Annotated in this window: 30 protein-coding genes; 18 read left to right on the top strand and 12 right to left on the bottom strand. The window is 51.8% G+C overall.

All coding sequences use genetic code 11. The features are described 5' to 3' along the window. Positions 1–111: 111 nt before the first annotated feature. A complete protein-coding gene (locus tag G3I67_RS10350) occupies positions 112–372 on the bottom strand; it encodes a type B 50S ribosomal protein L31 (RefSeq protein ID WP_163655213.1) in 261 nt (86 codons plus the stop codon). A gap of 177 nt (positions 373–549) precedes the next feature. On the opposite strand from G3I67_RS10350, the gene G3I67_RS10345 reads away from it, so the two are divergent. The 7 genes from G3I67_RS10345 to pgsA all read left to right on the top strand — a co-directional run bounded on the left by G3I67_RS10345 (position 550) and on the right by pgsA (position 7226). Next, entirely contained in the window at positions 550–1341 is a 792-nt protein-coding gene (locus G3I67_RS10345; protein WP_163655011.1) for a class I SAM-dependent methyltransferase, read from the top strand. An 81-nt stretch (positions 1342–1422) separates the two neighbouring features. Next, positions 1423–2415: an ABC transporter substrate-binding protein gene (locus tag G3I67_RS10340; RefSeq protein ID WP_163655009.1), complete on the top strand. Its 993-nt coding sequence runs from the start codon at positions 1423–1425 to the stop codon at positions 2413–2415. Between the two features lie 91 nt (positions 2416–2506). Continuing rightward, positions 2507–3268 carry a pyridoxine 5'-phosphate synthase gene (locus tag G3I67_RS10335; RefSeq protein WP_163655007.1) on the top strand — a complete coding sequence of 254 codons (762 nt, stop codon included), beginning with the start codon at positions 2507–2509 and terminating at the stop codon, positions 3266–3268. Positions 3269–3278: 10 nt separating this feature from the next. Beyond that, a complete protein-coding gene (gene acpS / locus G3I67_RS10330; RefSeq protein ID WP_163655005.1) occupies positions 3279–3686 on the top strand; it encodes a holo-ACP synthase in 408 nt (135 codons plus the stop codon). 2 nt (positions 3687–3688) lie between these two features. Continuing rightward, positions 3689–4747 carry a beta-N-acetylhexosaminidase gene (gene nagZ, locus G3I67_RS10325; RefSeq protein ID WP_311197086.1) on the top strand — a complete coding sequence of 353 codons (1059 nt, stop codon included), beginning with the start codon at positions 3689–3691 and terminating at the stop codon, positions 4745–4747. Beyond that, complete coding sequence (gene uvrC, locus G3I67_RS10320; RefSeq protein ID WP_163655003.1) at positions 4734–6569, top strand: excinuclease ABC subunit UvrC; 1836 nt, start codon at positions 4734–4736, stop codon at positions 6567–6569. The genes nagZ and uvrC overlap by 14 nt, the downstream gene beginning before the upstream one ends. 84 nt (positions 6570–6653) lie before the next feature. Then, positions 6654–7226, top strand: coding sequence for a CDP-diacylglycerol--glycerol-3-phosphate 3-phosphatidyltransferase (gene pgsA / locus G3I67_RS10315; RefSeq protein ID WP_163655001.1), 573 nt, complete (start codon positions 6654–6656; stop codon positions 7224–7226). 11 nt (positions 7227–7237) lie between these two features. Here the strand turns inward: pgsA and queF are convergent, their stop codons facing one another. Continuing rightward, positions 7238–8086 carry an NADPH-dependent 7-cyano-7-deazaguanine reductase QueF gene (queF, locus tag G3I67_RS10310; RefSeq protein WP_163654999.1) on the bottom strand — a complete coding sequence of 283 codons (849 nt, stop codon included), beginning with the start codon at positions 8084–8086 and terminating at the stop codon, positions 7238–7240. A 95-nt stretch (positions 8087–8181) separates the two neighbouring features. Here queF and G3I67_RS10305 point away from each other — a divergent pair, with 95 nt between their 5' ends. The 9 genes from G3I67_RS10305 (at position 8182) to G3I67_RS10265 (ending at position 14785) form a co-directional block, all read left to right on the top strand. Beyond that, a complete protein-coding gene (locus G3I67_RS10305; protein ID WP_375539317.1) occupies positions 8182–9162 on the top strand; it encodes a P-type ATPase actuator domain-containing protein in 981 nt (326 codons plus the stop codon). A gap of 17 nt (positions 9163–9179) precedes the next feature. Then, on the top strand, positions 9180–9320 hold the full coding sequence (ccoS, locus tag G3I67_RS10300; RefSeq protein ID WP_163654995.1) for a cbb3-type cytochrome oxidase assembly protein CcoS: 141 nt from the start codon (positions 9180–9182) through the stop codon (positions 9318–9320). Between the two features lie 139 nt (positions 9321–9459). Then, positions 9460–10920, top strand: a complete 1461-nt coding sequence (gene ccoN / locus G3I67_RS10295) for a cytochrome-c oxidase, cbb3-type subunit I (RefSeq protein WP_163654993.1) — start codon at positions 9460–9462, stop codon at positions 10918–10920. A 10-nt stretch (positions 10921–10930) separates the two neighbouring features. Further along, complete coding sequence (gene ccoO, locus G3I67_RS10290; protein WP_163654991.1) at positions 10931–11608, top strand: cytochrome-c oxidase, cbb3-type subunit II; 678 nt, start codon at positions 10931–10933, stop codon at positions 11606–11608. After that, complete coding sequence (locus G3I67_RS10285) at positions 11608–11787, top strand: cbb3-type cytochrome oxidase subunit 3 (RefSeq protein WP_163654989.1); 180 nt, start codon at positions 11608–11610, stop codon at positions 11785–11787. Before ccoO ends, G3I67_RS10285 begins: the two co-directional genes overlap by 1 nt. Beyond that, the gene (ccoP, locus tag G3I67_RS10280) at positions 11784–12722 is read left to right on the top strand and encodes a cytochrome-c oxidase, cbb3-type subunit III (RefSeq protein ID WP_163654986.1); all 939 of its coding nucleotides are present in this window, start codon (positions 11784–11786) and stop codon (positions 12720–12722) included. Before G3I67_RS10285 ends, ccoP begins: the two co-directional genes overlap by 4 nt. Positions 12723–12735: 13 nt before the next feature. Beyond that, entirely contained in the window at positions 12736–14283 is a 1548-nt protein-coding gene (ccoG, locus tag G3I67_RS10275) for a cytochrome c oxidase accessory protein CcoG (RefSeq protein ID WP_163654984.1), read from the top strand. A gap of 84 nt (positions 14284–14367) precedes the next feature. Then, positions 14368–14526, top strand: coding sequence for a lipoprotein (locus G3I67_RS10270; RefSeq protein ID WP_163655208.1), 159 nt, complete (start codon positions 14368–14370; stop codon positions 14524–14526). A gap of 13 nt (positions 14527–14539) precedes the next feature. Beyond that, a complete protein-coding gene (locus tag G3I67_RS10265) occupies positions 14540–14785 on the top strand; it encodes a hypothetical protein (protein WP_163654982.1) in 246 nt (81 codons plus the stop codon). Positions 14786–14792: 7 nt separating this feature from the next. Here the strand turns inward: G3I67_RS10265 and G3I67_RS10260 are convergent, their stop codons facing one another. The 9 genes from G3I67_RS10260 to G3I67_RS10220 form a co-directional block, all read right to left on the bottom strand. Then, positions 14793–15410, bottom strand: coding sequence for a class I SAM-dependent methyltransferase (locus G3I67_RS10260; RefSeq protein ID WP_163654980.1), 618 nt, complete (start codon positions 15408–15410; stop codon positions 14793–14795). A gap of 24 nt (positions 15411–15434) precedes the next feature. After that, positions 15435–16409, bottom strand: coding sequence for a sulfurtransferase (locus G3I67_RS10255; protein WP_163654979.1), 975 nt, complete (start codon positions 16407–16409; stop codon positions 15435–15437). Then, entirely contained in the window at positions 16406–17059 is a 654-nt protein-coding gene (locus tag G3I67_RS10250; RefSeq protein ID WP_163654977.1) for a DUF6969 family protein, read from the bottom strand. The genes G3I67_RS10255 and G3I67_RS10250 overlap by 4 nt, the downstream gene beginning before the upstream one ends. 33 nt (positions 17060–17092) lie before the next feature. Continuing rightward, a complete protein-coding gene (locus G3I67_RS10245; RefSeq protein ID WP_163654975.1) occupies positions 17093–17374 on the bottom strand; it encodes a hypothetical protein in 282 nt (93 codons plus the stop codon). A 44-nt stretch (positions 17375–17418) separates the two neighbouring features. Then, positions 17419–18009 carry a YeeE/YedE thiosulfate transporter family protein gene (locus tag G3I67_RS10240; protein ID WP_163654973.1) on the bottom strand — a complete coding sequence of 197 codons (591 nt, stop codon included), beginning with the start codon at positions 18007–18009 and terminating at the stop codon, positions 17419–17421. Continuing rightward, the gene (locus G3I67_RS10235; RefSeq protein ID WP_163654971.1) at positions 18003–18545 is read right to left on the bottom strand and encodes a YeeE/YedE thiosulfate transporter family protein; all 543 of its coding nucleotides are present in this window, start codon (positions 18543–18545) and stop codon (positions 18003–18005) included. The genes G3I67_RS10240 and G3I67_RS10235 overlap by 7 nt, the downstream gene beginning before the upstream one ends. Before the next feature lie 163 nt (positions 18546–18708). Further along, positions 18709–19719 (bottom strand): Bug family tripartite tricarboxylate transporter substrate binding protein, encoded by a 1011-nt coding sequence (locus tag G3I67_RS10230; protein ID WP_163654969.1) that lies wholly within the window; start codon positions 19717–19719, stop codon positions 18709–18711. Between the two features lie 27 nt (positions 19720–19746). Continuing rightward, on the bottom strand, positions 19747–20208 hold the full coding sequence (locus tag G3I67_RS10225; protein WP_163654967.1) for a MaoC family dehydratase: 462 nt from the start codon (positions 20206–20208) through the stop codon (positions 19747–19749). A gap of 21 nt (positions 20209–20229) precedes the next feature. Beyond that, complete coding sequence (locus tag G3I67_RS10220) at positions 20230–21477, bottom strand: CaiB/BaiF CoA transferase family protein (RefSeq protein ID WP_163654965.1); 1248 nt, start codon at positions 21475–21477, stop codon at positions 20230–20232. A 148-nt stretch (positions 21478–21625) separates the two neighbouring features. Here G3I67_RS10220 and G3I67_RS10215 point away from each other — a divergent pair, with 148 nt between their 5' ends. Together G3I67_RS10215 and G3I67_RS10210 are read left to right on the top strand one after the other, a co-directional pair. After that, positions 21626–22777, top strand: a complete 1152-nt coding sequence (locus G3I67_RS10215) for an acyl-CoA dehydrogenase family protein (protein WP_163654963.1) — start codon at positions 21626–21628, stop codon at positions 22775–22777. A gap of 7 nt (positions 22778–22784) precedes the next feature. Next, positions 22785–23801: an acyl-CoA dehydrogenase family protein gene (locus G3I67_RS10210; RefSeq protein WP_163654961.1), complete on the top strand. Its 1017-nt coding sequence runs from the start codon at positions 22785–22787 to the stop codon at positions 23799–23801. 9 nt (positions 23802–23810) lie between these two features. On the opposite strand, the gene fnr is transcribed toward G3I67_RS10210, so the two are convergent. Continuing rightward, positions 23811–24539: a fumarate/nitrate reduction transcriptional regulator Fnr gene (fnr, locus tag G3I67_RS10205; RefSeq protein WP_163654959.1), complete on the bottom strand. Its 729-nt coding sequence runs from the start codon at positions 24537–24539 to the stop codon at positions 23811–23813. Positions 24540–24592 lie beyond the last annotated feature (53 nt).

Here is a 24592-nt window from a genome sequence, read left to right as displayed (position 1 = left end):
CAGGCGACCATCAAAGATGAAACAGGTACAAAAAAAGGCACAAAAAAGGCAGCCAAAGGCTGCCTTGGATCATATCCGAATTGGAAAGCGATTCGGTATGAATAGTGTGCGTTAAGCCTTTTTGGTACCGGTCGTACGGGCAAAACGGGCGCGGAACTTTTCGACGCGACCAGTCTCGACGATACGTGTCTGAGCGCCGGTATAGAAGGGGTGTGATTCCGAAGTAACGTCACACTTGAACAAAGGATAGGTCTTGCCATCCATTTCAATCGTTTCGCGGCTGTTCAGGGTGGAGCGAGTAATGAATTTGTTGCCGGTTTGCAGGTCAACGAATACAACATCGCGATATTCGGGGTGAATGCCTTCTTTCATCATTTATCCTTTAGGTTACTCGGGTCGCCAGCAGCGTAGGTTAGTTAACGCCCAATACCAATTAGAGCAGTATTGGTTTAGACATCTGCCACGTATCCAGATCAACCCGTTATTCTACAGTGACTATGGGTTTACCGCAATACCGGCGATAATTCCCCCTTCAAATGGAGAATATTCTTGTCCAAACCCTCAAAGTCGCGAAAATCGGGCCATGCCCCATCAGTGGAGGACTGCCCGACGATTTCGGAGTTTTCGGGTGTGCGCTACCTTCACTTCGGCACCGAGTGGGTACAGGGGGCGATGAGCGTGAAGCGTCCGGCGGATCTCGTGATTGAATACACCGCCCAGATGATGGCTTGGCTGCTGTTTCTGGAGCCTTCACGCAGTAAGTCGATCGGGATGCTGGGCCTTGGTGCCGGATCACTGGCCAGATTTTGCCTGAAAAATACTCAGAATTTCTTGCAAGTTGTCGAGTGGAATCCTCAGGTGACTGCCGCGTGCCGGATGTATTTCAAGTTGCCAAGCCCGGCCAGACTGAGCGTCACGCATGAAGATGCCGGCCTGTGGGTCCAAGATCCCGGAAATCATGCAACCCAGTCCATATTGATGGTTGATCTCTACGATGCTCAAGCGCAGGGCCCTGTGCGAGACTCGTTGGCTTTTTATGAGGGTTGCCGCAACGCACTCGAAGAGGTGGGGGTCTTGACTGTCAATTTGTTCGGAGCTCATGAAAGTTTTGCGCGCAACATCAGAAATTTGGGCAAGGCTTTCGATGGGCGCATCCTGTGTTTGCCGCAAATTGATGCCGGCAACCAGGTGGTGCTCGCCTTCAAAGGTCCGGCGATCGAGGTTTCCTTGAACCAGCTTCTTGAACGGGCCGAACAGGTCGAGTCGATATATCGCTTGCCGGCCAGACGCTGGGTACGCTCATTTGCAGGGCGCGCAACCAATGGAGTGCTGTCCATCTAAAATGGGATGCTATGCGATCTCGCCACTTAAGCGTAATCGAATCGTTTGACTAAAAATCATCAAGTTTGTGGAATCAAGCACGTGAATTGGATTCAGCGCCTGTCGCGCTATTTGATATCGATCGCCGGATATGCGCTGTCCGGGTTTTTGCTTGTTTGGATTGCGTTGTCCCAATCTACGGCATTTGCGCAGCAAAAAAGTGTTTTTGTTCTAGGCGTGCAGGATGTCGCTGCGAATGACGACATCCGGGATGGATTGCGCGAAGGGCTCAAATGGGGGGGCTTCTTTGAAGGCAAGGCATTCAAGTTAACCTTTGAAGAAGCCGAACCCGAGCGTCTGAAAATGATCATGAGCAAGGCCATAACGTCAAAACCCGACGCAATTGTTGCGATCGCGCCTTCGGCAATTCAGGCTGCGGTGTCGACTACACGTCACTATCCCGTTGTATACATAAATGTTGCCGATTCAGTTGATGCGATTACATTCAGTCCCGAGGATACAAATGCTTCCAATGTCACCGGATTAACAAGTAATGTTCCGATCGCCCGTCAGATTGCGGTCATCAAGCAATTGGTTCCCGGTGCACGTAAAGTTGGAGTGGTTTACAACCCCAACGATCCAGCTTCAGTATCTAAAATCAAAGAGTTGCAGGAGCAAATGGCTAAACTCGGTTTGGCGCTATTGGACGCTTCCGCAGCTCGTCCGGGGGATGTCGGCGCAGCCGCACGAAGCCTGATTAGCCGGGTGGATGCCTTTTATTCGTTTGATGACGTCAACGTGACAAAGTCCTACGCCGCTTTGGTCAAGGTTGCGAATGATGCGAAGCTGCCCTTGATCGCCTCCAACGTGAATGGTGTGCGTCAAGGTGCCACGGCGGCGATTGTCGTCACGGATAGGGATCTGGGTGTTCAGGCGGGCAAAATGCTGACAAGAATTTTGCGCGGAACAACTCCGGTCAATATCAAGCCGGAGATCGCCAGACCTCTTTTGATGCTTAACCTGAACGCTGCGCAAAAGCAGGGAGTTGTGGTTTCAGATGCATTAATCAAAAGCGCGGGGGAAATCCTCCGTTAACGATCGCGAGGCCGTGATAATCTGCTGGATATGCGCGATTGAATCAAAGTTTCAGCGGGCAAAGTTTCGAAGTCAACTGCGGTGTGAATACATGATAGATCTCGGCGTTAATATCGATCACGTTGCGACCTTGCGTCAGCAGCGCCATACAACCTATCCCGATCCGATCGTCGCTGCATTGCGCGCCGAGGACGCGGGGGCGGACCTGATCACTTTGCATCTGCGTGAAGATCGACGTCACATCCAGGATGCCGATGTGTTCAAGTTGAGGCCGTTGTTGCGTACCCGCATGAATCTAGAGTGCGCCGTCACCGCTGAAATGCTGGATATTGCATGCAAAGTGCAGCCTCAGGATGTGTGCCTGGTGCCGGAAAAGCGCACCGAATTGACTACCGAGGGTGGCTTGGATGTCATTGGTGGATTTGCAGCGGTTCAAGCTGCGGTTCGTCAACTCGAATCGAACGCAATCCGCGTCTCTCTCTTCATCGATCCCGAAGAGTCACAGATTCGTGCCGCGGTCGATTGCGGTGCGCGGGTGATCGAACTGCATACTGGTGCTTACGCCGAAGCGCCTGCAGATCAAGTCGAGCACGAGCTCATGCGTTTGCGTCGCGCGACGGCTTTTGCAGTGGGCCAAGGACTGCGAGTCAATGCCGGCCATGGGCTGCATTTCGATAATGTTGACCCGATTGCCGCCATGGAGGGAATTTCCGAGCTCAATATCGGACATGCATTGGTCGCTCAGGCTGTTTTCGATGGTTGGGAGCAGACGATCCGTAATATGAAGGCCCGCATGGTTCAAGCCTCATTGCAGGCAGACCGGGGCGCATTGCTTTCGCCGCGACAAGATTGAGGTTGCTTTGATGGATGCGATAGCGGGAATAGGCATCGACCTGATCAAGATGGATCGTATAGATCGCGCCTGGCAACGCCATCCCGAAAGATTTCCCGAAAAAATACTCGGACAGGACGAGCTTAAGGTGTTTCGCGCACGTGCGGCACGGGATCGCTTGCGCGGGGTGCGTTACCTGGCGACGCGTTTTGCCGCCAAAGAGGCTTTTTCGAAGGCGATCGGACTTGGCATGCACGCGCCTATGTGGTGGACCCGCATGCAAACTTTAAATGCGCCCGGTGGGCGGCCTCGCGTTGTGTTGTCTTCCCCGCTGGCCGAGTGGTATGAAAATCGTTTTGGAGCGGCGCACGTATCGATAACGGATGAGTTGGAATACGGTGCCGCCTATGTTGTAGTGGAATCTCAAGGAGCGCGTTGATCGTGTCTAGCAAAAAAAATGAAATCGTCACTCGTGGTCCTTTGATGGTTGATGTGGCTGGGTGTACGTTGACTGATGATGAAAAACAACGGCTGCGTCACCCTTTGGTCGGAGCAGTTATTCTGTTTGCCCGAAACTTCGAGAGCCGCGAGCAGTTGGTCGATTTGACGCGCAAAATTCATAAGTTACGCAGCCCCAGATTGTTGATCGCGGTGGACCACGAAGGCGGGCGGGTGCAACGTTTTCGCACTGATGGTTTTACCGTCCTGCCATCTATGCGCAAAATTGGCGAAGCCTGGATGAATGATCCGATGCTTGCGATGCGGATGGCAACAGATGTAGGTTATGTGCTTGGTTCCGAGCTCAGGGCATGTGGTGTCGATCTCAGTTTCACGCCTGTTCTCGACTTGGACTATGGCGTGAGCCGCGTCATAGGTGATCGATCTTTTCACCGTGATCCGCGAGTTGTAGCCATGTTGGCCAGAGCGTTATCGCAAGGCTTGTCACTCGCCGGCATGTCGTCTTGTGGCAAGCATTTTCCGGGCCATGGTGCAGTTGCAGCCGATTCGCATCATGAAATTCCCCGCGACCCGCGCACACTGACACGAATTTTGCGTGAAGATGCCGCACCATATGAATGGTTGGGCGACCAGGTGATTGCATCGGTCATGCCTGCGCATGTGATTTACCCGAAAGTCGATAGCAAGCCGGCTGGTTTTTCGGAAAAGTGGATACAGGAAATCCTACGCACGAAACTGTCCTACGACGGCGTGGTGTTCTCCGATGACCTCACGATGGAAGGCGCCTCGGTTGCCGGTGACATTCTGGCCCGAGCCAAAGCTGCGCTCGGTGCAGGCTGCGATATGGCGCTGGTGTGCAATCGTTCGGATTTGGCTGACGACCTGCTGGGTCGCTTGCAACACAAAGCTGACCCGGTTTCTGCTGCGCGAATAGAGCGCTTGATGCCAAAAAACAAACCGTTGAGATGGAAGGCCTTGCAAGCCTCGCTGGCTTATCGGCAAGCGCTCAAGTCGGTGCGCGAGCTCAATGAACGACCCTGAATCACCGATATTCGATATTAAATCGTACCTGGCCCGGCTGCCCCATTTGCCGGGTGTGTACCGCCACATCGATGCCGATGGTGAGGTTCTCTATGTTGGCAAAGCGCGCGACCTTAAAAAGCGTGTCTCCTCGTATTTTCAGAAGACCATTTCCAGTCCGCGCATCGGACACATGGTGGCCCGGGTTGTCAAAATCGAAGTGACTGTCACGCGCTCCGAAGCCGAAGCGCTGATTCTTGAAAATAATCTCATTAAAAGTCTGCGTCCGCGCTACAACATTCTGTTTCGCGATGACAAGTCTTATCCGTATTTGATGTTGTCGGCGCATGCCGCACCTCGCATTGCATACTACAGGGGCTCGACTCAGAAAAAAGGACAATTTTTCGGACCCTACCCGAGTGCCTGGGCGGTACGGGAAACCATTCAGATTCTGCAAAAAGTTTTTCGGCTTCGCACCTGCGAAGATACAGTGTATGCAAATCGCTCTCGCCCCTGTCTGTTGTTTCAGATCGGTCGTTGCTCGGCACCGTGCGTCAAGGAAATTGCTCTTGAGGATTACGCCGAAGATGCGCAACGTGCAGCTCGTTTTCTGAATGGCGAAACGCAGGAAATCATGGGTGATATCGAATCACGCATGCTGGCTGCATCCGAGGCGCTCGAGTTCGAACAGGCGGCCGCCTTGAGGGATCAGATGGGTGCGCTTGCCAAAGTACTGCATCAGCAGACCATGGAGGATGCAGATAGTCGGGACACAGACATCATCGCCGTCGCTTCATCAGGAGGCAAAGTGTGTGTCAATCTTGCAATGGTGCGTGGTGGTCGCCATTTAGGGGATCGCGCCTTTTTTCCAACCCACACCGATGGAGACTCCCCAGCCGAGGTACTTGAGGTGTTCATTGCCCAGCACTATCTCGACAATCCTCTGCCGGCCTCGATTATTGGCTCGCATCCTTTGCCCGATGATGAGTTGATTTCATTGCTGAGCGAATCACGTGGTGCCAAGGCAAACTACGTCAGTCGGCCTCAAGGCATGCGCAGGGCGTGGCTTGAGCAAGCGGTTCGTAACGCCGAGATGGCATTGGCTAACGCTTTGTCCGAATCAGGGGCCCGAAGTGCACGCACGTTGGCTTTGGCCGAGGTGCTTGACCTGGATTGCGACCCGCTGGCGCTCGAGGCGCTGCAGATCGAGTGTTTCGACATTAGCCACACAGCCGGCGAGGCGACTCAGGCTTCCTGTGTGGTGTATTCCCACCATGCGATGCAACCTTCACTTTATCGCCGCTACAACATAGCCGGAATCACTCCGGGCGACGACTATGCCGCCATGAGACAGGTATTGACGCGTCGCTTTGGCAAAGTGGCCGATGGTCAGGCGACTTTGCCCGGATTGGTGCTGATTGATGGCGGGAAAGGGCAAGTCGAGATTGCCCGCCAGGTATTCTCCGAGCTAGGCTTGGATATCGCCGTTTTGGTGGGGGTGGCTAAGGGCGAAAACCGCAAAGTCGGACTAGAAACCCTGATTTTTGCCGACGAGCGCAAACCGCTGGTTTTAGGGCAGGAGTCCGCAGCGTTGATGCTGATTGCCCAAATCCGCGATGAAGCCCACCGGTTTGCAATTACCGGAATGCGCGCCAAGCGTGCCAAAACGCGAAACGTCTCCAGGCTCGAAGACATCGACGGAGTGGGGGCGAAACGGCGTCAGCGCCTGCTGGCACGCTTTGGAGGGTTTTCCGGTGTTGCTAACGCAGGCATAGAAGATCTTGCGTCCGTAGAGGGTATTTCTCCCGAGCTGGCCGAGCGGATTTATTTTGCTTTACGGTAGCGCGTACGATTCGATCGGTTTGTTTCGAATTCCAGCGTGTTTCATGACAGAAATATTTCGCTTGATCTGAGTTAGCATACGGGTATGCCATTTAATCTTCCCATCTTCCTGACTTGGCTGCGCATAGCCATGATCCCGCTCGTTGTCGGGCTGTTTTATTTGCCGGACTCCTGGCTTTCGACCTCTAGCCGTGATCTCTGGGCTGCGCTTGCCTTCATCATCGCCGCCCTGACCGACTGGTTTGATGGCTGGTTGGCGCGTCGCTTGAATCAGACTTCCTCTTTTGGTGCGTTTCTGGATCCGGTCGCGGACAAATTGATGGTGTCCGCCGCCCTGTTGATCTTGCTTGAGCTCGGCAGGGTGGATGCCGCTATTGCCTTGATCATTATCGGTCGGGAGATCACCATTTCGGCCTTGCGTGAATGGATGGCCAAGCTGGGCGCAAGCGCAAGCGTCGCTGTTCATTCCCTGGGTAAAGTCAAAACAGCGGCTCAAATGGTCGCGATCCCTTGTCTGCTATACAGCCAAAGCCTCTTTGGCATTAATCTTAAGCCGATTGGTCAGTTGCTGATCCTGATCGCCGCCGTCCTGACAGTATGGTCGATGTTGTATTACCTTCGCAAAGCCTGGCCGATCATTCGCGAAAAAGCGATTTGATGCGTGAATCACTACTGGCGGGCGCTACGGCGCCACTGTGGAGCCGGCATTCCGGGGGTGGCACGCCATGGATTGATGTCCAGACCGCCTCGACGGGTGTAGCGAGCGAAAACCGACAGAGTGGCAGGCGCGCATCGGTTCATGATGTCTGAAAAAATTCTTTCAACACAATTTTCATGAAATCCGCTGTGCATCCTGAAAGAGACGATGTACTTCAATAAGCCGGCGTGATCGATCGGTTTGCCCGAGTAAATAATTTGCACACAAGCCCAGTCGGGTTGGCCGGTTACGGGACAGTTCGATTTCAGTAGTCTGGAAAATAATTGTTCCGTGACGTGGCCTGCCTCATTCGACTTGGGATGCCTATCTAGCTCAAGCAGGGTCGGATCGGTTTGATATTGATCGATTTCGACGTCCTGCAAATCCAGATTGATACCATCGAACTCGCCAAAAATTTCAAGGCCAAACCGTTCGGGTCCAATCAAGTCGATTTCGACCGTGCCGGCAGCGGCATCTGATAAATCTTTTGTTAGAAGATCGATAACAGCTTGTGGGTGATCGAACCGGGTTTGATTAAAACTGTTTAGATAAAGCTTGAATGACTTGGATTCGATAATATTGGCGCTGTCGAGCGGCACGCGTGCACGAAGGATACCTACCTGGGGCAGTCCTTTTGCGTTTAGCCACGACATTTCATAGGCATTCCACAAATCCCATCCCGTAAAGGGCAGGGCCGAGTCCGCGATCCCTATCTGGCTTCGCGCCTCGGCACGCGGGATCGGAAACAGCAGACCAGCATCGTATTGAGATGGATAAAGTACTGTCTGCCCAAGAGGGGCATGTTGCAGGAAGTCTGTCATGAGTCGATCCGAGAATGATGACAAATTTTATCGAATCCCTGCAAAATTGACTTTTATCAAGTCCGATTTTTCGTTATTGACATATCATTTGCCTCATTATGGCTAAATCCATCTTTGCGCTCAATCGACCCCTCACGCCCCAGGAATTGGTCGAAAGGCGTCGCACGCTAGTGCGGTTGGGGCTGGCTTGGCTGGCCATGATGCAAGTCATGATGTTTGCCTTGCCGGGTTATTTGCGTGTCGATGCCGGTCCAAATGACAGTCTCGAAGTCCTCGATTGGGCGATTTTCCTGATGAATTGGGCCAGTTTCGTCATGACAGTGCCGGTAGTGCTGTATGCGGCGTGGCCGATGTGGCGGGGCTTGGCCAAGGCAATATCCCAGCGCCGCATCAATATGGATGTGCCTGTCACCATTAGTATCATCGCAGCCTTTGTCCCTAGCGCGATCGCGACCATGACCGGATCCGGCGAGGTTTATTTCGATTCCGTCACCATGTTTGTGGCCTTCTTGCTGACCGCGCGCTATTTCGAGACACGTGCCCGCCAGTCCGTCGACCTGATAGAGTCCGGCCAAATGCAATCCCAACTATGCGATCCGTTGCTGAATCGATCCGATCGTGTTGCGACCCTGTTCATTCTTGTTCAATTGGCTTTTTCCCTGATGATTGGAATGGTTTGGTTCAAATTGAGTCCTGATCATGCCCTGACTGTTCTTGTTTCCATGCTGGTGATGAGTTGCCCTTGCGCATTGTCCCTAGCCGCTCCGATTTCGCTCGCCGCCGCTCACGCCACTATTGCAGCTTATCCTTCCATGACCGGGGGGCAAAGGCTTGCATTGTTTGAGCAGACGCGCAAGGTTACCCGCCAGAATCTGTATGGTTCACTGATCTGGCATGTTTTGACCATGCCCGTTGCCGCGGTCGGCCTTGTGACCCCCTGGGTTGCTGCGCTAGCGATGTTTCTGTCCTCCGCGGCCGTGGTTTTCAATGCCTGGCGCTTATATCGGATTCCGCATGACGTTCGGGACGATGGGTCAGCTTGCTCCGCACCTGTGCGTGCGGGTGAACCCGTTTAAGCCGTTAAACCTAATCCGTGGAAATCCTTTACCTGCTTCTACCGCTAAGTCTGGTCGTCGTGGCCGGAATCGGCGCTGTCTTGTGGTGGGCCGTATTTTCCGGTCAGTACGATGATCCGGACCAGGCTGCCAGATCGATTCTCGAAGACGACGATTAGAGCGATTTTGCAACATTCCCGTGTTAAGTACTAAAAGTTCCAACCATCCGCTCGCCACTTGATCCAGATCAAGTGGGGTTTTCCACTATGACGGCATGATACGCCTATAGAAAAACGTTTGAAAAAAGGAACGCACATCATGGCTAGTTCGCCTGTTGCAAAAGCCGATACTTTCAACTACACCGTTGTGAGGCAATTCGCCATCATGACGGTCGTATGGGGAATCGTTGGCATGCTCGTCGGTGTTGTGATCGCAGCGCAATTGCTGTGGCCGCAATTGAATTTTGATATTCCATGGCTGACATATGGTCGCCTGCGTCCATTGCATACCAATGCGGTGATTTTTGCTTTTGGCGGTAGCGCCTTGTTTGCTGCTTCCTACTACGTGGTGCAGCGTACTTGTCAGGCACGTTTATTTGCCGGTTGGTTGGCTGCGTTTACATTCTGGGGGTGGCAACTGATCATTGTCGGTGCCGCCGTTTCATTGCCGCTGGGGTTTACCTCCGGTAAAGAATACGCAGAACTTGAATGGCCCATCGACATTCTGATTACACTGGTCTGGGTTGCCTACGCCATCGTGTTCTTCGGGACCATCGTCAAGCGTCGCGTCAAGCATATTTACGTCGCCAATTGGTTTTTCGGTTCGTACATTTTGACGATCGCCGTTTTGCATATCGTAAATAACATCGAAATTCCCTGGGGACCTTTCAAGTCATACTCGGCTTACGCCGGCGTCCAGGATGCGATGGTTCAGTGGTGGTATGGCCACAACGCTGTCGGTTTTTTCCTGACTACCAGCTTTTTGGGCATGATGTATTACTTCATTCCTAAACAGGCCGATCGCCCCATTTACTCGTATCGCCTGTCGATCGTTCACTTCTGGGCTTTGGCTTTCACCTATATGTGGGCTGGTCCGCACCATCTCCTGTATACCTCCCTGCCTGACTGGACTCAGTCGCTCGGTATGGTGTTTTCGCTGATTTTGCTGGCGCCTTCATGGGGTGGCATGATCAACGGCATCATGACCTTGTCCGGAGCATGGAACAAGCTTCGCACCGATCCGATCCTGAAGTTCATGGTCGTATCGCTTTCCTTCTACGGTATGTCGACTTTCGAAGGGTCGATGATGTCGATCCGTACTGTGAACGCCTTGTCGCACTATACCGACTGGACGGTTGGACACGTGCATTCTGGCGCCCTTGGTTGGGTCGCGATGATCACATTCGGTATGCTGTACTACCTGATCCCTCGTTTGTGGGGACGCGACAAAATGTACAGCACCCGTTTGGTTGAAGTGCATTTCTGGGTCGCGACGATCGGCGTCGTACTCTACATCGCTTCGATGTGGATTGCGGGTGTCATGCAAGGCTTGATGTGGCGCGCAACCGAAGCTGACGGTTCGTTGGTGTATAGCTTCGTTGAATCCGTGAAGTCGACCTATCCGTTCTACGCGATTCGCTTGTTGGGCGGCACCTTGTACCTCGGCGGAATAGTGCTGATGGGATACAACGTGTTCAAGACCGTGGTGGGCAATAAAGTGGTGAATCCAGAGATTCCCGCTGTTGTCCAGTCATCAACCGCCACGTCGGCACACGCCTGAGGAGATCGTCATGGCAAATGAAAAGCATTCTTTCTTCTCGCATCAAACCCTTGAGAAGAATATCGGTTTGATGATCATCTGCAGTATCCTGGTCGTGCTGTTCGCCGGCCTGGTTCAGATCGTTCCGTTGTTCTTCCAACACTCGACGACCGAGGCACCTAAAGGCGTTGAACCTTATGGTGCCCTGCAACTGATCGGGCGCGATATTTATATCCGCGAAGGTTGCTACAACTGCCATTCCCAGCAAGTTCGCATGCTGCGCGCCGAGGTTCAACGTTACGGCGATTACTCCATCGCCGGCGAGTCGGTGTATGACCACCCGTTCCAGTGGGGCTCAAAGCGTACAGGTCCTGATCTGGCACGCGTGGGTGAGCGTTATTCAGACGACTGGCATCGCATCCATTTGCGTAATCCTCGCACGGTTGTTCCTGAATCCAATATGCCTGGCTATCCATGGCTTGAAAAAACTCCGGTTCAAACCAACGACATTGGTGACCGCATGCGTGCTTTGCGTGTTGTCGGCGTGCCGTACAAGGATGACGAGATCGCCGCAGCACCTGCACTCCTGAAGGGCAAGACCGAAGAAGATGCTCTGGTTGCTTATTTGCAGAGCTTGGTTTCGGCCGCACGCAAGGCTCAGATCAAGGATGCGAAAGACGCAGCCGCTGCAGCTGGAGGCAAAAAATAATGTTGGCCTATCTGAACGCGTTTTCGACAGTTTTAGCGATGATCACTTTTTTCGGCATCATCTGGTGGGCATTCTCCAGTGGCCGCAAGCAGGCGAACAAAGAAGCAGCCATGCTGCCCTTCGCTTTGCCTGATGAAGGGATTGAATATTCGCAAATTAAAAAGGACATACAGCCATGAGCGATTTCGTTGACGGCTTTTGGGGCTATTACGTTGGCAGCATTGCGGTGCTTGGCATTATCTGGTGCTTGTGGCTGATTTTTTCGCAGCGCAAGTGGCTGGGATCCCGCACGGTTAAAGTTGAGGATACTGGCCACGTATGGGATGGCAATCTGCGCGAGTTGAACAATCCAGTTCCGCGTTGGTGGACCATCATGTATGTGGGTATGTGTATCTTCGGTCTGGGCTACCTGATTCTTTATCCGGGACTTGGCTTTTACGCCGGCAAGCTTGGCTATACGACCCAGCAGGAAATCCAGCAGGATCAGTCGGCCCATGATGCCGCAGTCAAGCCTGTGTTTGCAAAGTATGCTGCCATGGACATCCCAGCCATCGCAGCGGACAAGGATGCACAAGTGATCGGCCAGCGTCTGTTTTTGAACAACTGCGCACAGTGCCATGGTTCGGATGCCAGGGGCAGCAAATCGTTTCCCAATCTGGTCGAAGGTGACTCGATGTATGGACGCGAACCCGCTGTTATTCAAGAAACCATCACGAATGGCCGTAACGGTGTGATGCCCGGATTCAAGGAGTCCATGTCTCCTCAGGTTGCCGGTGATATCGCCCAGTATGTTCGTTCGATGTCAGGTCTTGCCAGCGATTCGATTAGAGCGATCCGCGGCAAACGCGAATATCAGAACTTCTGTGTGGCTTGTCACGGCGCAGAAGGCAAGGGTAACAAGGCGCTTGGCGCGCCAAACCTGACCGATGACGTTTGGTTGTACGGTAGTTCAGAAAACGAGATCGTCAATGGCATTCTGAACGGCCGTAATAACCGTATGCCCGCGCAGGCCCAGAAATTGACTCCCGAGCAGATCAGAATGTTGACGGCTTGGGTGTGGGGTCTGACCGGCGGTAAAGATGTGGCGTCTTCAACTACGAATGTAGCAAAGTAAGCGAGTAATCTGAATGGCGATTCATTCAAAGTCTGATCAGGGAGGTTCTTCATCGGAACCTCCAGCATGGCGACCGGCCGGGGCGAAAGTTGTGCCTGCCGGCGCCGAAACGATCGAAGAACAGATTGTCGATGTTAGGCAAAAAATCTATTCGAGATCAGTCAAAGGATGGTTCGCCAGCTGGCGTATTGTTTTTGTTGCTCTGACGCAGTTATTGTTTTACGGCTTGCCCTGGTTGAATTGGAACGATCGCCAGGCAGTTCTGTTCGATCTTGGGGCGCGTAAGTTTTATATTTTCGGCATGGTGCTTTGGCCACAGGATGTGATTTATCTGACCCTGTTGCTAATCATCTCCGCGCTGGGACTTTTTCTGTTTACCGCAGTCGCTGGTCGTTTGTTTTGCGGTTATGCATGTCCTCAGACCGTCTATACCGAAATCTTCATGTGGATCGAGCGCCGTGTGGAAGGTGATCGAGTGGCGCGGATTCGTCTGGACGAGTCTCCATTCTCATTTCGCAAGTTGCGCATTAAGACCACTAAGCACGTTTTGTGGTTGATTGTTGCCTGCTGGACAGGTTTTACGTTCGTGGGATTTTTCTCCCCAATACGTAGTCTTGGCGCGGATCTGATTGCGTTAACGCTTGGCCCGTGGCAGTGGTTCTGGTTAATTTTTTACAGTTTTGCAACTTGGGGTAATGCCGGCTTCTTGCGCGAGCAGGTTTGCAAATACATGTGCCCCTACGCACGCTTTCAAAGCGTGATGGTCGATCGCGACACCTTGATCGTGACATACGATACCGTGCGCGGAGAGCCGCGTGGCGGACGCTCACGCAAAATCGATCATAAAGCCGCCGGATTGGGGGATTGCATCGATTGCAGCATTTGCGTTCAGGTTTGTCCGACCGGTATTGATATCCGACAGGGATTGCAGTACATGTGCATTGGCTGCGGAGCCTGTGTCGATGCCTGTAACGAGGTCATGGATAAGGTATCTTATCCGCGTGGTTTGATTCGTTATACATCCGAGCGTGGCATGCTCGAGCGACTTTCGGTTTCGCAAGTGCGTAGGCATTTGTTCAGGCCTCGTGTCTTGATATACAGCTTGATCATGCTGATTCTGGTTTCCATTTTCATTGGTGCGCTCGCAACAAGGGAAACCTTGCGCGTCGATGTCATCCGGGATCGAGGCGTGTTGAGTCGCGAGGTTGCAGGCGGCATGATAGAAAACGTTTATCGGTTGCAGATTATGAATGCATCCGAACATCCTTTGACCCTGTCGTTCAAGGCTGAAGGACTGCCTGGCATCACGATGAAGGTTGCGGATCAATTAGGCATTCGTCAGCAAGATCAGGCTCAGTCTGCTCATTCAACGCCTTGGGATTCATCGCGGATAGAAGTCCCCGCCGCCTCGAATAGAATGTTGCCTGTCGTTGTTCGCGCACCTGTCGAATCCGGTAAGCCCGGATCCCAACCGATTCGTATCGTTACGACTTCCATCAAACCGGATGGCACGATCGAATCGGTCGTGCAGGAAGCATCCAGTTTTATCTTTCCCAATTAAGGAGACACTGTGGACAAACAATTGAAAACGGAGTCGCAACTTGATAACGGCCCATGGTATCGCCAGCCTTGGCCTTGGATATTGATGGCGGGACCGGTGATTGCCATCATTGGCTGTGCCATTACAATTTCATTCGCATTCAAGAATTTTTCCGATCAACCCTTGTTGGATGGCGGCATGAAGCGTGGACTTGTGGTTGAAAAGAATCTAACCAAGCCAACTTCTGAATCCGTCACGCGATAAAAGGGGCAGCCACATGAAATGGCGTTCATTGATGTGGATTTTATGGCCATCTTTTTTGATGGCCGGTATGGCAAGCGCAGTGGTGTTCGCCTTAATCGACCCGCTGGATGTTGCGATTTTCGGTTACCTGCGTCCGCAACGCGAAGTTCTCTACGCTGCGGGCTTTTTCTTTTTCTGGTTTATTTGCGCTTTGTCCAGCTTGCTGTCGTTATACATCGTTCCGCAGCCGGGCGATGATCGCAACGATATCGGGTTTTAAGTCCCCGTCAGGGTTTACGGCAATAACAATAAATAAATTGCTGATCGGTTCCAAACGGGGTGTGATGGACTTCTTTTTCTTTTCCTAATAACTCGAACTCATCGCCGAATTCATGATGCAAAGTTTCGGCGTTGTAACGCATGACAGGCAAACCACTGCATTTTTCGGGTCCATCTTCAGCAAAGGTGGCAACGATAACCAGACCATTGGGCCGTACGCTTCGCATGACTTGTTCAACGTAGGCATGACGATCTTTTTCATCCGTTAAGAAGTGAAATACTGCTCGATCATGCCAGATGTCATAAGCGTTGGCCGGTAATTCGATACTTGTTATATCGCCGACTAACCACTTTACTTTATCCGCTTTGGTGCCGAGTCGTGTTTGCGCGACCTTCAACGCCGATGCAGATAGATCGAGAACTGATACATCATCGTAACCGCGGTCAAGCAAATCATCCACAAGCGTAGATGCCCCGCCTCCCACATCAATCAAACTTACCTTTTTTCCAAGCCCGGAAGATTCGATGATTTTGAGCGATTGGTCCGCATGAGGCTGAAACCAGCTGACCGAGTCTGCCGGTTTGGTCTCATATACGTTTTCCCAGTGGGATTTTTTACCATCCATCAGAGCCAATCCCCAAGTGTCGAATTAACGGGTAACGCTTACAAGCGGGCGTCCTTCTATCGTCCACAGATGCAATGAGCCATCATATAGCTTTACCGCAGGGTTGCCGACTATTTCCGAAGCGACAAACCACGAGCCTGCTGCGAAGTGTCCGCTGTTGCAATAGCTGATTGCGGGTGTTGCGGGCATGATGCCGTTTTGTGTCAACAATTCTTCATAAGACTTTTTGCTCAGAAAGTAGAGCGCCCCGTTTTGCGATCGAGTTAATAATTCTGGAGCAAAATTTTTGGCACCGGCAATATGTCCGTAGTCACCGACATAATCTCGCTTGGAAATTCCGAAATACTGTGAGGGAGGGCGTGAATCTATCAATGTCGTCTTACCAGATTTCGATGCCTGCTCGACATCACTAGAGGAGGCGATCAGATCTTTGCGTTCTCCTTTGGCAATCCAATTGCCGATAGGCTTTTCGGCTTTAGCTGTGGAAAATGTTTTTCCATCCATGATCCATCCTGCCAATCCTCCGTCCAGAACCGCAATATTGGACTCTCCATAAACCTTGAATTGCCACAATACTCTTAAAGCTTCATCGACATCCGCGATGTCCAGGCCAATCGGCACCAGAACAATCGGTTGATCGCGCTTGACTCCCGCAGCTTGAACCAGTTTTTCGAAGTCGACCTTTTCAGGAATCAGGTATTTAACTTTTTTTCCATCAATCATTCGCTCAGCTCGAACTTTGGTGAAGTCAATCAAGCCAGATCCCTCAATATGACCACCTATTTCGGTTAAAACTTTTTTGCCTGTTTTAGCGTTTGTTTCAATCTCAGGCTGTCGCGTGAAAGAGGCAACGTCACTGGTCACCTCTATGACTTGTACTTCGGATTGATGTTTCGACAGCCAATCGGCATTGACAACAGATCCGGGTAAGGTGATCGCTTGCGCCAGCGTAGCGAGTGCGCTCAGAGAAATTGCGACTGCGACTTGCTTGAATTTCATGATGACGTTCCCTTGCGGTTATTTATTGAAATAAATGAGAGTTTTTCTATCAGATTGATCGGACATTCGCTCAGAACATGATGATTCCGGTCTTGCAACAAAATCGATTTGTGTGTCCCGAGATCAATATTTCGGCTAATCCACTGATCGCGTCTGGCTATAAGTGAAGCTATTTCATCCGCATAGATGATTAGCAACGCTTTAAGCCATTTAGCGATGGGGGCCAATCGACCCCTGGCACGAATGGTGAATCCGGTCAACTCGCGGATGACATGTTTACCTTGAGCCATGGTTTCACCCGTCACCCACTGGTTTGTGGTGAAAAGACGCACAGGCAACCCTTTTGAATCAAGTGCAACGCCGATCAGATGCATGAATTTTTTTGGATGCCTGTCACTACGCTTGAACAGATGGAAGTGTCCATGCTCGCCTTCAGGCATTTCAAATCCATCATGAGCGTGATAATAAAATTCATATCCGGATACAGAATCAACATAGTCTTGTTCCGGGTAGTGTTTCCATGCAATGAACTCTCGAGATCCGCCTAACGCTGCCTGGCAAAGGGTAAATCCCTTGCTGGCGTATTCGGTTTGAATTTGCATCAAAACGCTGGATGCGTATTCAATCTGATCTGCAAGAGTTGCTTTCATGGTCGATATTCACCGGATCTTTAGGTGTTCAGGTTAATCCGCGGATCCACGCTTCTTTGGGCCGCAGGGATTGGAAGGACCGCATGGATTGCTGGCCTTCTTTTTCTTTGAAGGGCCGCATGGATTTGCGGGTTGTTGTTTGCCGGCATCCCCCGGAGTTTTGGACGCGGCGTTTGCGTTTGAAGAGGGGGCCATTTGGTTCGAGCCAGAGCCACTTTGTTGGGTCGCAGTTGTATCGGCAGGCTGCGCCGATGGTGCGCCTGCGATAGTTGACATGGCAAGAGCAAAGGCTGCAATAGTCGATTTTTTGGACATTTCAATCTCCAGTAATTGAATTGATTTTCAATGAATAGATCAGGTTAGCTTTTGGGACCGTTAACGGCTTCTTCTGCGGTAACAGGGCCTCGTGAGTGTTTTTCCATATAGGAACCCAGCAAGAAAACGCCAACTGCTGCAAGAATCATCACAGTGTTTATAGTTAAATCCGATGCATTGAAAGCCTCGGGTAGCGTTTCGGCTTTGACGTATTCGCCCATAGTGGTGAGGAACTCTGTCTGATCGAATAACCCGGCAAAAATCCATGTACCGATCAAAAGGCCGATTAAAAATATCCCCGCATCAAGCCGACCTGAGACAAAGCCGACGACTGAGGTGCCCGGACAGTAGCCTCCAACCGCAAATCCGATTCCAACCAGTGCCCCACCCAAAGCGGCAGCTCCCAGAAAGGCGGGTGGCACGAAAAGATTTTCCGCTTGAATGACACCGGTTTTTTCCAGAATCATGAGACCTACAGCTGTGAAGACAATTGCTGTAAACATCACTTTGAATACGGACCAATCAGATAAACGAAATTGAGCAGTCAGCTTGCAGGGACTGCCAAAACCCGCACGCTCGAGAACAAACCCGAAACCGGCTCCCAACAAAAGTCCGGAAAGTATTGTGTTCAGCATGATGAATTCCCTTTTTGATTTTTGAATAGGCGACTTGCGATAAGTCCGGCACTAAAAAATGTGATTAGAAAAACAAATCCCGCCAAACTGAGCGTAGCTGCACCCGACAGCCCCATTCCGCTTGTACATCCGGCTGCGACGCGTGCCCCGAATCCAGCCAGAATCCCCCCAGTCAAGGCAGTGATTGGTCGTTGGCTGCCTCCCAGAATGTGTCGACCGTCCATTTGGAAGCGGATACGGTGTGCCAACCAAGCAGATATCAGGGCACCAATTGCTACCCCGATGACTTGCCAAGTGATCCATGAACTCAACGGTTGACCGTCTTCAATCAGACCACCCAGGTAATCATTGGCGGAGGTCGCCACCGGCGCGATTTCCATGCCGATCCACGCGGTTAGTCTGGTGGTGAAACCAGTCGCACCCAGCCCATGCCCTGTGATGACAAAAGTTGCCAGCAATACCGCACCGAGCAACAGACCTGAAATCAGAGGGGGCCAAAATGGTTTCGGGGAGAGAGGATGGACTGATTGATTCATTTCGCACCACCTTAGTATATTTATAGATAATATATAAAATTATATATTATTATTTAATATCAAGTGAAATGCGTTGTCAATCTTTTTTAATTTGAGAGGATGATTGGGCAGTGCCCATTGAGGCCTGACCCCAGCGGATCAGGCCATACGTCGTTTTTTGAGGTCAGTTCAGCGTGACGCCGGCATCTTTGACGATTTTTGCAAATCGCTTGATTTCGCTATCAAGATAGGCTTTGTATTCTTCGGGCGATGAACCCAGCACCTGAGCACCTTGTGCTTCGAGTTGCTTAAGAACTTCCGGCGATTGAAGCGCTTTCAAAACCTCGGCATTGAATTTTTTAACGATCGCCGGATTGGTTTTGGCCGGCATGACGATGCCCTGCCATGCACCCATATCAAATCCGGGGACCACCGTCTCTGCAACGGTTGGTACATCGGGTAGAACGGGGCTGCGCTTGGCGCTGGTCACGGCCAGCGCACGCAGGCGATTGTCTTTCACATATTGAACAGAATCATTCAATGTGTTGGTGTCGTAATGAACCTGCCCCCCAACCAGGTCAGTCATGGCTGGTGCGCTGCCGCGGTAGGGAACGTGAACGGCATCGATGCCGGTTGCCTGATTTAGCAGAAACGCCCCAAGATGTGTGATGTTTCCGTTTCCGGAAGAGGCATAGGATAATTTGCCGGGATTCTTTTTGGCGTAATCGATGAATTCCTGAATGCTTTTAACTGGCAGCTTTGGATTGACAAGCAAAACAAGAGGCACGACAGCAGTCGTGGTCACCGGCGTGAAATCCTTTTGGGGATTAAACGACATGTCTTTGTAGAGGCTGGGACTCAAGGCAAGCGAGGAGGTGTTGTAAAGCGCGGTGTATCCGTCGGGCTTGGCTTGCGCAACAAATTGCCCCCCGATGTTTCCATTGGCGCCACCTTTGTTGTCGATCAGAAAAGATTGTCCAAGTTGTTCGGTCAATTGTTTTGCCAGTACCCGAGCGATCAGATCTGTTGGACCACCCGGAGGAAACGGAACGACTAGCGTCACGGGACGAGTAGGCCAGTCAATTGTTTTTTCGGCATTCTGAGGTGCTTTTTGCGCTAAGGCTTGATGCGTTGCAACGCAGGCGAGCAAAGCCACAGAGGCAATGCGCAGAGACAAGAATATTTTATTTTTCATAGGTTCAAATAGTCAGATTGAATGATATTAGTGTCGATCGCCAGCAAGCATACGCACTGCGGTGTACGTCATGACATCCACATTGTCCTGATTTTTGACATCAATGCGCGATGTGACAATGGCACGATTATTCTTGGACGTCGGACGTATCGCGGTGATTTCGACTTCGGCCCAGATCGTGTCCCCCGTCACAACGGGAGCCAAAATCTTTTGATGTACTTCAAGTAATGCCAGCCCGGTATTTTGCGCCATGCCCTGCAACACAAAACCTTCGATGATTGTATAGGTCAATGCACCTGGAACGGGGCGTCCTTTCATAGCGCCGTGCGAAAAGGTCTTGTCGATGAAGATCGCTTCCAGCATGCCTGTGACACTAACAAAGTTAACTAAATCTGTTTCGGTGATTGTGCGGCGAAACGTCTGAAAACGATCGCCGACCGACAACTCTTGCCAGATGTAGCCTTGGCCGAGAAGTTTGGCTTGCGACATGGACTGCCTCCTGAAAAGAAATTAATTTTTATCTGAAGATCCCGCATGCTGTTTTGCGGCCCCGCTTGACAGCATTTTATCCACGATCTCCACCGATAGGCCTGCGCGGATCAGTTCAGCCCTGGTGTGCTCCCCGAGTCGAGGCGCCATGACCGGATCGACGCGCGAGTGCTCCATGCGAATCGGACTTCGGGTGAAGCGATAGCGGTGTCCGGCATCATTTTGGATATCGGTAAAGAAATCGACACTTTTCAAATGTGGGTCGGACTCAAGGTCGGCCAGCTTGTTTGCGGCAGCTGCAGGAATTTCATGCGTATCGCAAAAATCCAGCCAGTGAGCAGTGGGGTGCTTTGAGACAATTTGACCTGCCAGTTCGTAAAGTTCGGCGATATGGCGCGTGCGCATGCTGATCGAGGTAAATCGCTCATCGGCAGCGTGTTGCGGATACCCGCTTTGGCTGAAAAAAGTTCTCCAATGTTTATCCGTGTAAGGCATCATGCAGACAAACCCATCGGAGGTGCGGTAGGGTTTGCGCCATTCGGTCAACACCCGCGGATAGCCTATTTCATCCGAGTGGCCCGGCAGGTGGTGTCCATACAGGTGTTCGACTAGCACATAGGATGTCATCGTTTCGAACATCGGAATTTCTATGAATTGCCCGCGTCCGGTTCTTTCGCGTTGAAACAAGGCCGCCAAAATAGCGTGGGCGGCCGCGACGCCACAGGTTTTATCCGCCGCAATGGTCGGCAGATAGCGTGGTGTGCCGGATTGGATCGTCATGATGTCGGCAATGCCTGACAGTCCCTGGATAATGTCATCGTATGCGGGTCGGCCTGCATAGGCTCCGCCATTGCCGAATCCATGCAAGCCCGCGTAGATTAACTTCGGATTGCGGGCAAGCAGGGTTTCGTGATCCAGCCCGAGCGCAGCCATTTTTTGCGGCCTCACGCTATGCATAAGCACATCGGCTGTATCGGCTAGTTTGAGCAAAGCATCACGGGCTTGTGGATCTTTCAGATTTAAGCAGATGCTTTTTTTATTTCGATTAACCCCCAGAAATATTGCGGATAAGCCTTCTTCTAGGCGTGGGCCGGTGTTACGCGTTGAATCCCCCTCGGGAGATTCAACCTTGATGACCTCGGCACCATAATCGGCCAGAATCTGACTGGCGTAGGGCCCGAACACCACTGAAGTCAGGTCCAGTATTTTGATGCCTTCCAAGGCGGAGGATGTCTGGGGCTGGCTGGTGGGCTTTGTACTGGTTTGCATGGATTTTTGAATGTTTAAATGGCAAAAAGAAAAGTTGTACTAAGACTGGTAAAGTATTCAATGGATATGAATCAATAAGACCAATAACTAACAAGACGTTACCATGTCGGGGGCATTGCTTGACTGCGAACGTCAGGAAACAATCAATATGTTGACAGCACTTGAATATACGCAAGTCCCGGCCGATGAGCATTCGTTTCGCCTTGAAATTCGGGCTTTTCTGAACGAGGCGCTTAAGGATGTTCCTTCTCATGTCCGGGCGCGATCCTGGATGGGATCTGACGAATCCTTCAGTCGTAAACTTGCTGCCCGAGGGTGGCTTGGACTCACGATACCTAAAGAGTATGGTGGTTCGGGAAAGGGTTTTTTCCCTCGTTTCGTTTTATCCGAAGAGCTTCTTGCATCGGGTGCGCCGGTTGCGGCGCATTGGATTGCCGACCGTCAAAGCGGGCCGTTGATTTTGCGCTATGGCACGGATGCGCAGCGCAATTTTTATATCCCTCGCATCTGTCGCGGCGAAGCTTTCTTTTGCATAGGCATGAGCGAACCCAATTCGGGTTCTGATTTAGCCAGTATCCGCACGCGCGCTACCCGAAACGATCAAGGCTGGTTGCTCAATGGCAGCAAAATATGGACAACCAATGCCCAGCACTGTCAGTACATGATCGCTCTGGTGCGCACTTCGGGCGAATCCTCCGATCGGCAAAAAGGATTGTCGCAACTCATTGTCGACCTGAGTTTGCCTGGTGTGACAGTCAGGCCGATCGTCGATATGGCTGGCGATGCCCACTTTAATGAAGTCTTTTTCGATAATGTTCAACTGTCTTCTGATGCCCTGGTCGGATCTGAAGGGCAGGGCTGGGAGCAAGTCAACGCCGAACTGGCGTTTGAGCGCAGCGGTCCTGAACGGATTTACTCCAGCATCGCGTTGCTCGAATGCTGGATCAAGTTGTTGCGCGATCAGTCCATTCAGGACGAAGCTTCCCTGGCTCTGCTTGGAAGTCTGATTGCCGAGATGGCAGTTCTTCGCGCCTTGTCTTTGGCGGTGACACAAAAACTGGTGGATGGTGAAAGTCCCGCAACCGATGCTTCGGTCGTGAAGGATTACGGCACTGATTATGAGCAAAAGTTGATCAGACAAATCGGCGCATGGATTGGTTCGCGCCCGGATGTTGTGATTCCTGCTGATATGTTGCAAACGCTCGCCTATCTGGAGCAAATGTGCGCAACGTTCACACTGAGGGGCGGTACCCGTGAAATCTTGCGAGGCATAATTGCCCGCGGTCTGGGATTAAGGTGAGATTGAGATGCAAAATTCTTTATATGATTCAGCCGATAAATTGTTTGCGCAAGAATGTACGCCTGCATTGATTCGTCAGGTTGAGCAAGGGCGTGATCGTGACGCTATGTGGAAGACCCTGGTTGAGGCCGGATTTTCCGATGCTTTGCTTCCCGAGGACGCTGATGGCGCAGGTTTGACGCTTTCCGATGTCTGGCCCATTTTGTTTTGTATGGGACGCCACGCCCTGCCTGTGCCTTATGCCCATACCTTGCTTGCCCGTGCCTGGCTGCATCAGGCTGGTCAAGCGTTGCCTGAAGGGCCGATTACGATTGCATCATTTCAGGTGACAAGCGATGCCCAAGGGTTGACGGCCCGTGCGGTCAACTTCGGCAGGACGGCATCCTGGGTGCTTGCCCAATCCGAGGATCGCGTTTGGTTGTTGGACACAAAGTTAGCGCATGTGCAGGGATCCGGCGGCTATGGGTCTCTGGATGCCGATTTGACTTGGCCTGCAAGCGTTGCGCAATCTTCATTTGTTGCCACGCCTGCCTCCACACCATTAAAAGACTTGCTGGCGTTGTCTCTGAGCATCTTGATCGCCGGTGGCCTGGATCGCGTATTCGAGATGACGCTTGATTATGCTAACCAGCGTTCGCAGTTTGGTAAGCCAATCGGCAAGTTTCAGGCTCTTCAGCAGCAGATCAGCGAAGTGGCTGAGCTGGTTTTCGGAGCTCGCATGGCTGCGGAAATGTCATGTCAAAGTAGTGGTTGGCAACCACAGGCGATGCTGTGCGCTTTGGCGAAGTCACAAACCAGTGCTGTTGTTGCCCGCGTGACATCTGTTGCGCACGCCGTGCACGGCGCGATCGGGGTGACTTATGAGTTCGATCTGCACCTTTACACTCGTCGTTTGCAAGAGTGGGCCCGTGCCGGAGGAGGCAGCCAGTACTGGGCTGGTGTTTTGGGTAGAAATGCTCTTGATTCAGGCAAATCTTCCGTCGACTTTATACGAACCGGGCTTTTTGCCGAATCAAGCGTTTGAACATGCGGGTTAGCCGCAGGGCTTGTCAACTAGTTCGTGCAAGGCAGCCAGATCGAGGATTTTGACCTCGCGCTGGCTGACTCTGATGAGCCCCTCACGCGCGAATCTCGAAAATAGCCTGCTGACAGTTTCGATCGTCAGGCCCAGATAGTTGCCGATCTCTTCGCGCCCCATGCGCATAATGAAGTCGGTTGGCGAATATCCCAGTGCTGACAGGCGTTGCGACATATTGATCAAAAAAGAAGCAAGGCGCTGTTCTGATCGCATCGACCCCAGCGCGAGAAGCACCTGGTGCGATCGCGCTATTTCCTTACTCATCAGACGTCGAACCTGGTGCTGAAGAGACGGAACATACCGGCTGATTTCGTCGATATCTTGTAGGCGAACGACGCATACTTCGGTGTCTTCCATCGCGATAGCTGTCGAGCTGTGTAAGCCTTCAACCATACCGTCTAGTCCGATGATTTCGCCGGGTAAATAGAAACCGGTAATCTGATGCTGACCATTTTCGTCTTCGAGCAGGGATTTCATCGATCCCAGGCGAAGTCCATATAGCGCATCCAATTTATCGCCGTGCCGATAAAGGGCATCGCCTTTTTCGACACGAATGCGCTCTTTGACCAGCGTATCCAGTTGTTCGACTTCGTGACTAGGCATGCCCACTGGTAAACATACGTGGCCCATCATGCAGTTTGAGCAATGCGCCGACTCGATTCCGACCGGAACTCTTTTTTGCATGTTTATTCAGCTACCTTTGCTAAGAATTCACTAGTACATCAGCCTCTAATTGT

Origin of the sequence: Sheuella amnicola (assembly GCF_010499255.1) — a bacterium.
In the GTDB taxonomy this organism is placed as follows: Bacteria; Pseudomonadota; Gammaproteobacteria; order Burkholderiales; family Burkholderiaceae_B; genus Zwartia; species Zwartia amnicola.
The sequence above is the reverse complement of the archived record's forward strand: the minus strand, read 5'-3'. Positions and strand labels throughout refer to the sequence as shown.

Coding starts and splice junctions, on each gene's coding strand:
- G3I67_RS10350 (WP_163655213.1), bottom strand. CDS start 372: ATGAAAGAAGGCATTCACCCCGAATATCGCGATGTTGTATTCGTTGAC.
- G3I67_RS10335 (WP_163655007.1), top strand. CDS start 2,507: ATGATAGATCTCGGCGTTAATATCGATCACGTTGCGACCTTGCGTCAG.
- acpS (WP_163655005.1), top strand. CDS start 3,279: ATGGATGCGATAGCGGGAATAGGCATCGACCTGATCAAGATGGATCGT.
- uvrC (WP_163655003.1), top strand. CDS start 4,734: ATGAACGACCCTGAATCACCGATATTCGATATTAAATCGTACCTGGCC.
- pgsA (WP_163655001.1), top strand. CDS start 6,654: ATGCCATTTAATCTTCCCATCTTCCTGACTTGGCTGCGCATAGCCATG.
- queF (WP_163654999.1), bottom strand. CDS start 8,086: ATGACAGACTTCCTGCAACATGCCCCTCTTGGGCAGACAGTACTTTAT.
- ccoN (WP_163654993.1), top strand. CDS start 9,460: ATGGCTAGTTCGCCTGTTGCAAAAGCCGATACTTTCAACTACACCGTT.
- ccoO (WP_163654991.1), top strand. CDS start 10,931: ATGGCAAATGAAAAGCATTCTTTCTTCTCGCATCAAACCCTTGAGAAG.
- G3I67_RS10285 (WP_163654989.1), top strand. CDS start 11,608: ATGTTGGCCTATCTGAACGCGTTTTCGACAGTTTTAGCGATGATCACT.
- ccoP (WP_163654986.1), top strand. CDS start 11,784: ATGAGCGATTTCGTTGACGGCTTTTGGGGCTATTACGTTGGCAGCATT.
- ccoG (WP_163654984.1), top strand. CDS start 12,736: ATGGCGATTCATTCAAAGTCTGATCAGGGAGGTTCTTCATCGGAACCT.
- G3I67_RS10270 (WP_163655208.1), top strand. CDS start 14,368: ATGGCGGGACCGGTGATTGCCATCATTGGCTGTGCCATTACAATTTCA.
- G3I67_RS10265 (WP_163654982.1), top strand. CDS start 14,540: ATGAAATGGCGTTCATTGATGTGGATTTTATGGCCATCTTTTTTGATG.
- G3I67_RS10260 (WP_163654980.1), bottom strand. CDS start 15,410: ATGGATGGTAAAAAATCCCACTGGGAAAACGTATATGAGACCAAACCG.
- G3I67_RS10255 (WP_163654979.1), bottom strand. CDS start 16,409: ATGAAATTCAAGCAAGTCGCAGTCGCAATTTCTCTGAGCGCACTCGCT.
- G3I67_RS10250 (WP_163654977.1), bottom strand. CDS start 17,059: ATGAAAGCAACTCTTGCAGATCAGATTGAATACGCATCCAGCGTTTTG.
- G3I67_RS10245 (WP_163654975.1), bottom strand. CDS start 17,374: ATGTCCAAAAAATCGACTATTGCAGCCTTTGCTCTTGCCATGTCAACT.
- G3I67_RS10240 (WP_163654973.1), bottom strand. CDS start 18,009: ATGCTGAACACAATACTTTCCGGACTTTTGTTGGGAGCCGGTTTCGGG.
- G3I67_RS10235 (WP_163654971.1), bottom strand. CDS start 18,545: ATGAATCAATCAGTCCATCCTCTCTCCCCGAAACCATTTTGGCCCCCT.
- G3I67_RS10230 (WP_163654969.1), bottom strand. CDS start 19,719: ATGAAAAATAAAATATTCTTGTCTCTGCGCATTGCCTCTGTGGCTTTG.
- G3I67_RS10225 (WP_163654967.1), bottom strand. CDS start 20,208: ATGTCGCAAGCCAAACTTCTCGGCCAAGGCTACATCTGGCAAGAGTTG.
- G3I67_RS10220 (WP_163654965.1), bottom strand. CDS start 21,477: ATGCAAACCAGTACAAAGCCCACCAGCCAGCCCCAGACATCCTCCGCC.
- G3I67_RS10215 (WP_163654963.1), top strand. CDS start 21,626: ATGTTGACAGCACTTGAATATACGCAAGTCCCGGCCGATGAGCATTCG.
- G3I67_RS10210 (WP_163654961.1), top strand. CDS start 22,785: ATGCAAAATTCTTTATATGATTCAGCCGATAAATTGTTTGCGCAAGAA.
- fnr (WP_163654959.1), bottom strand. CDS start 24,539: ATGCAAAAAAGAGTTCCGGTCGGAATCGAGTCGGCGCATTGCTCAAAC.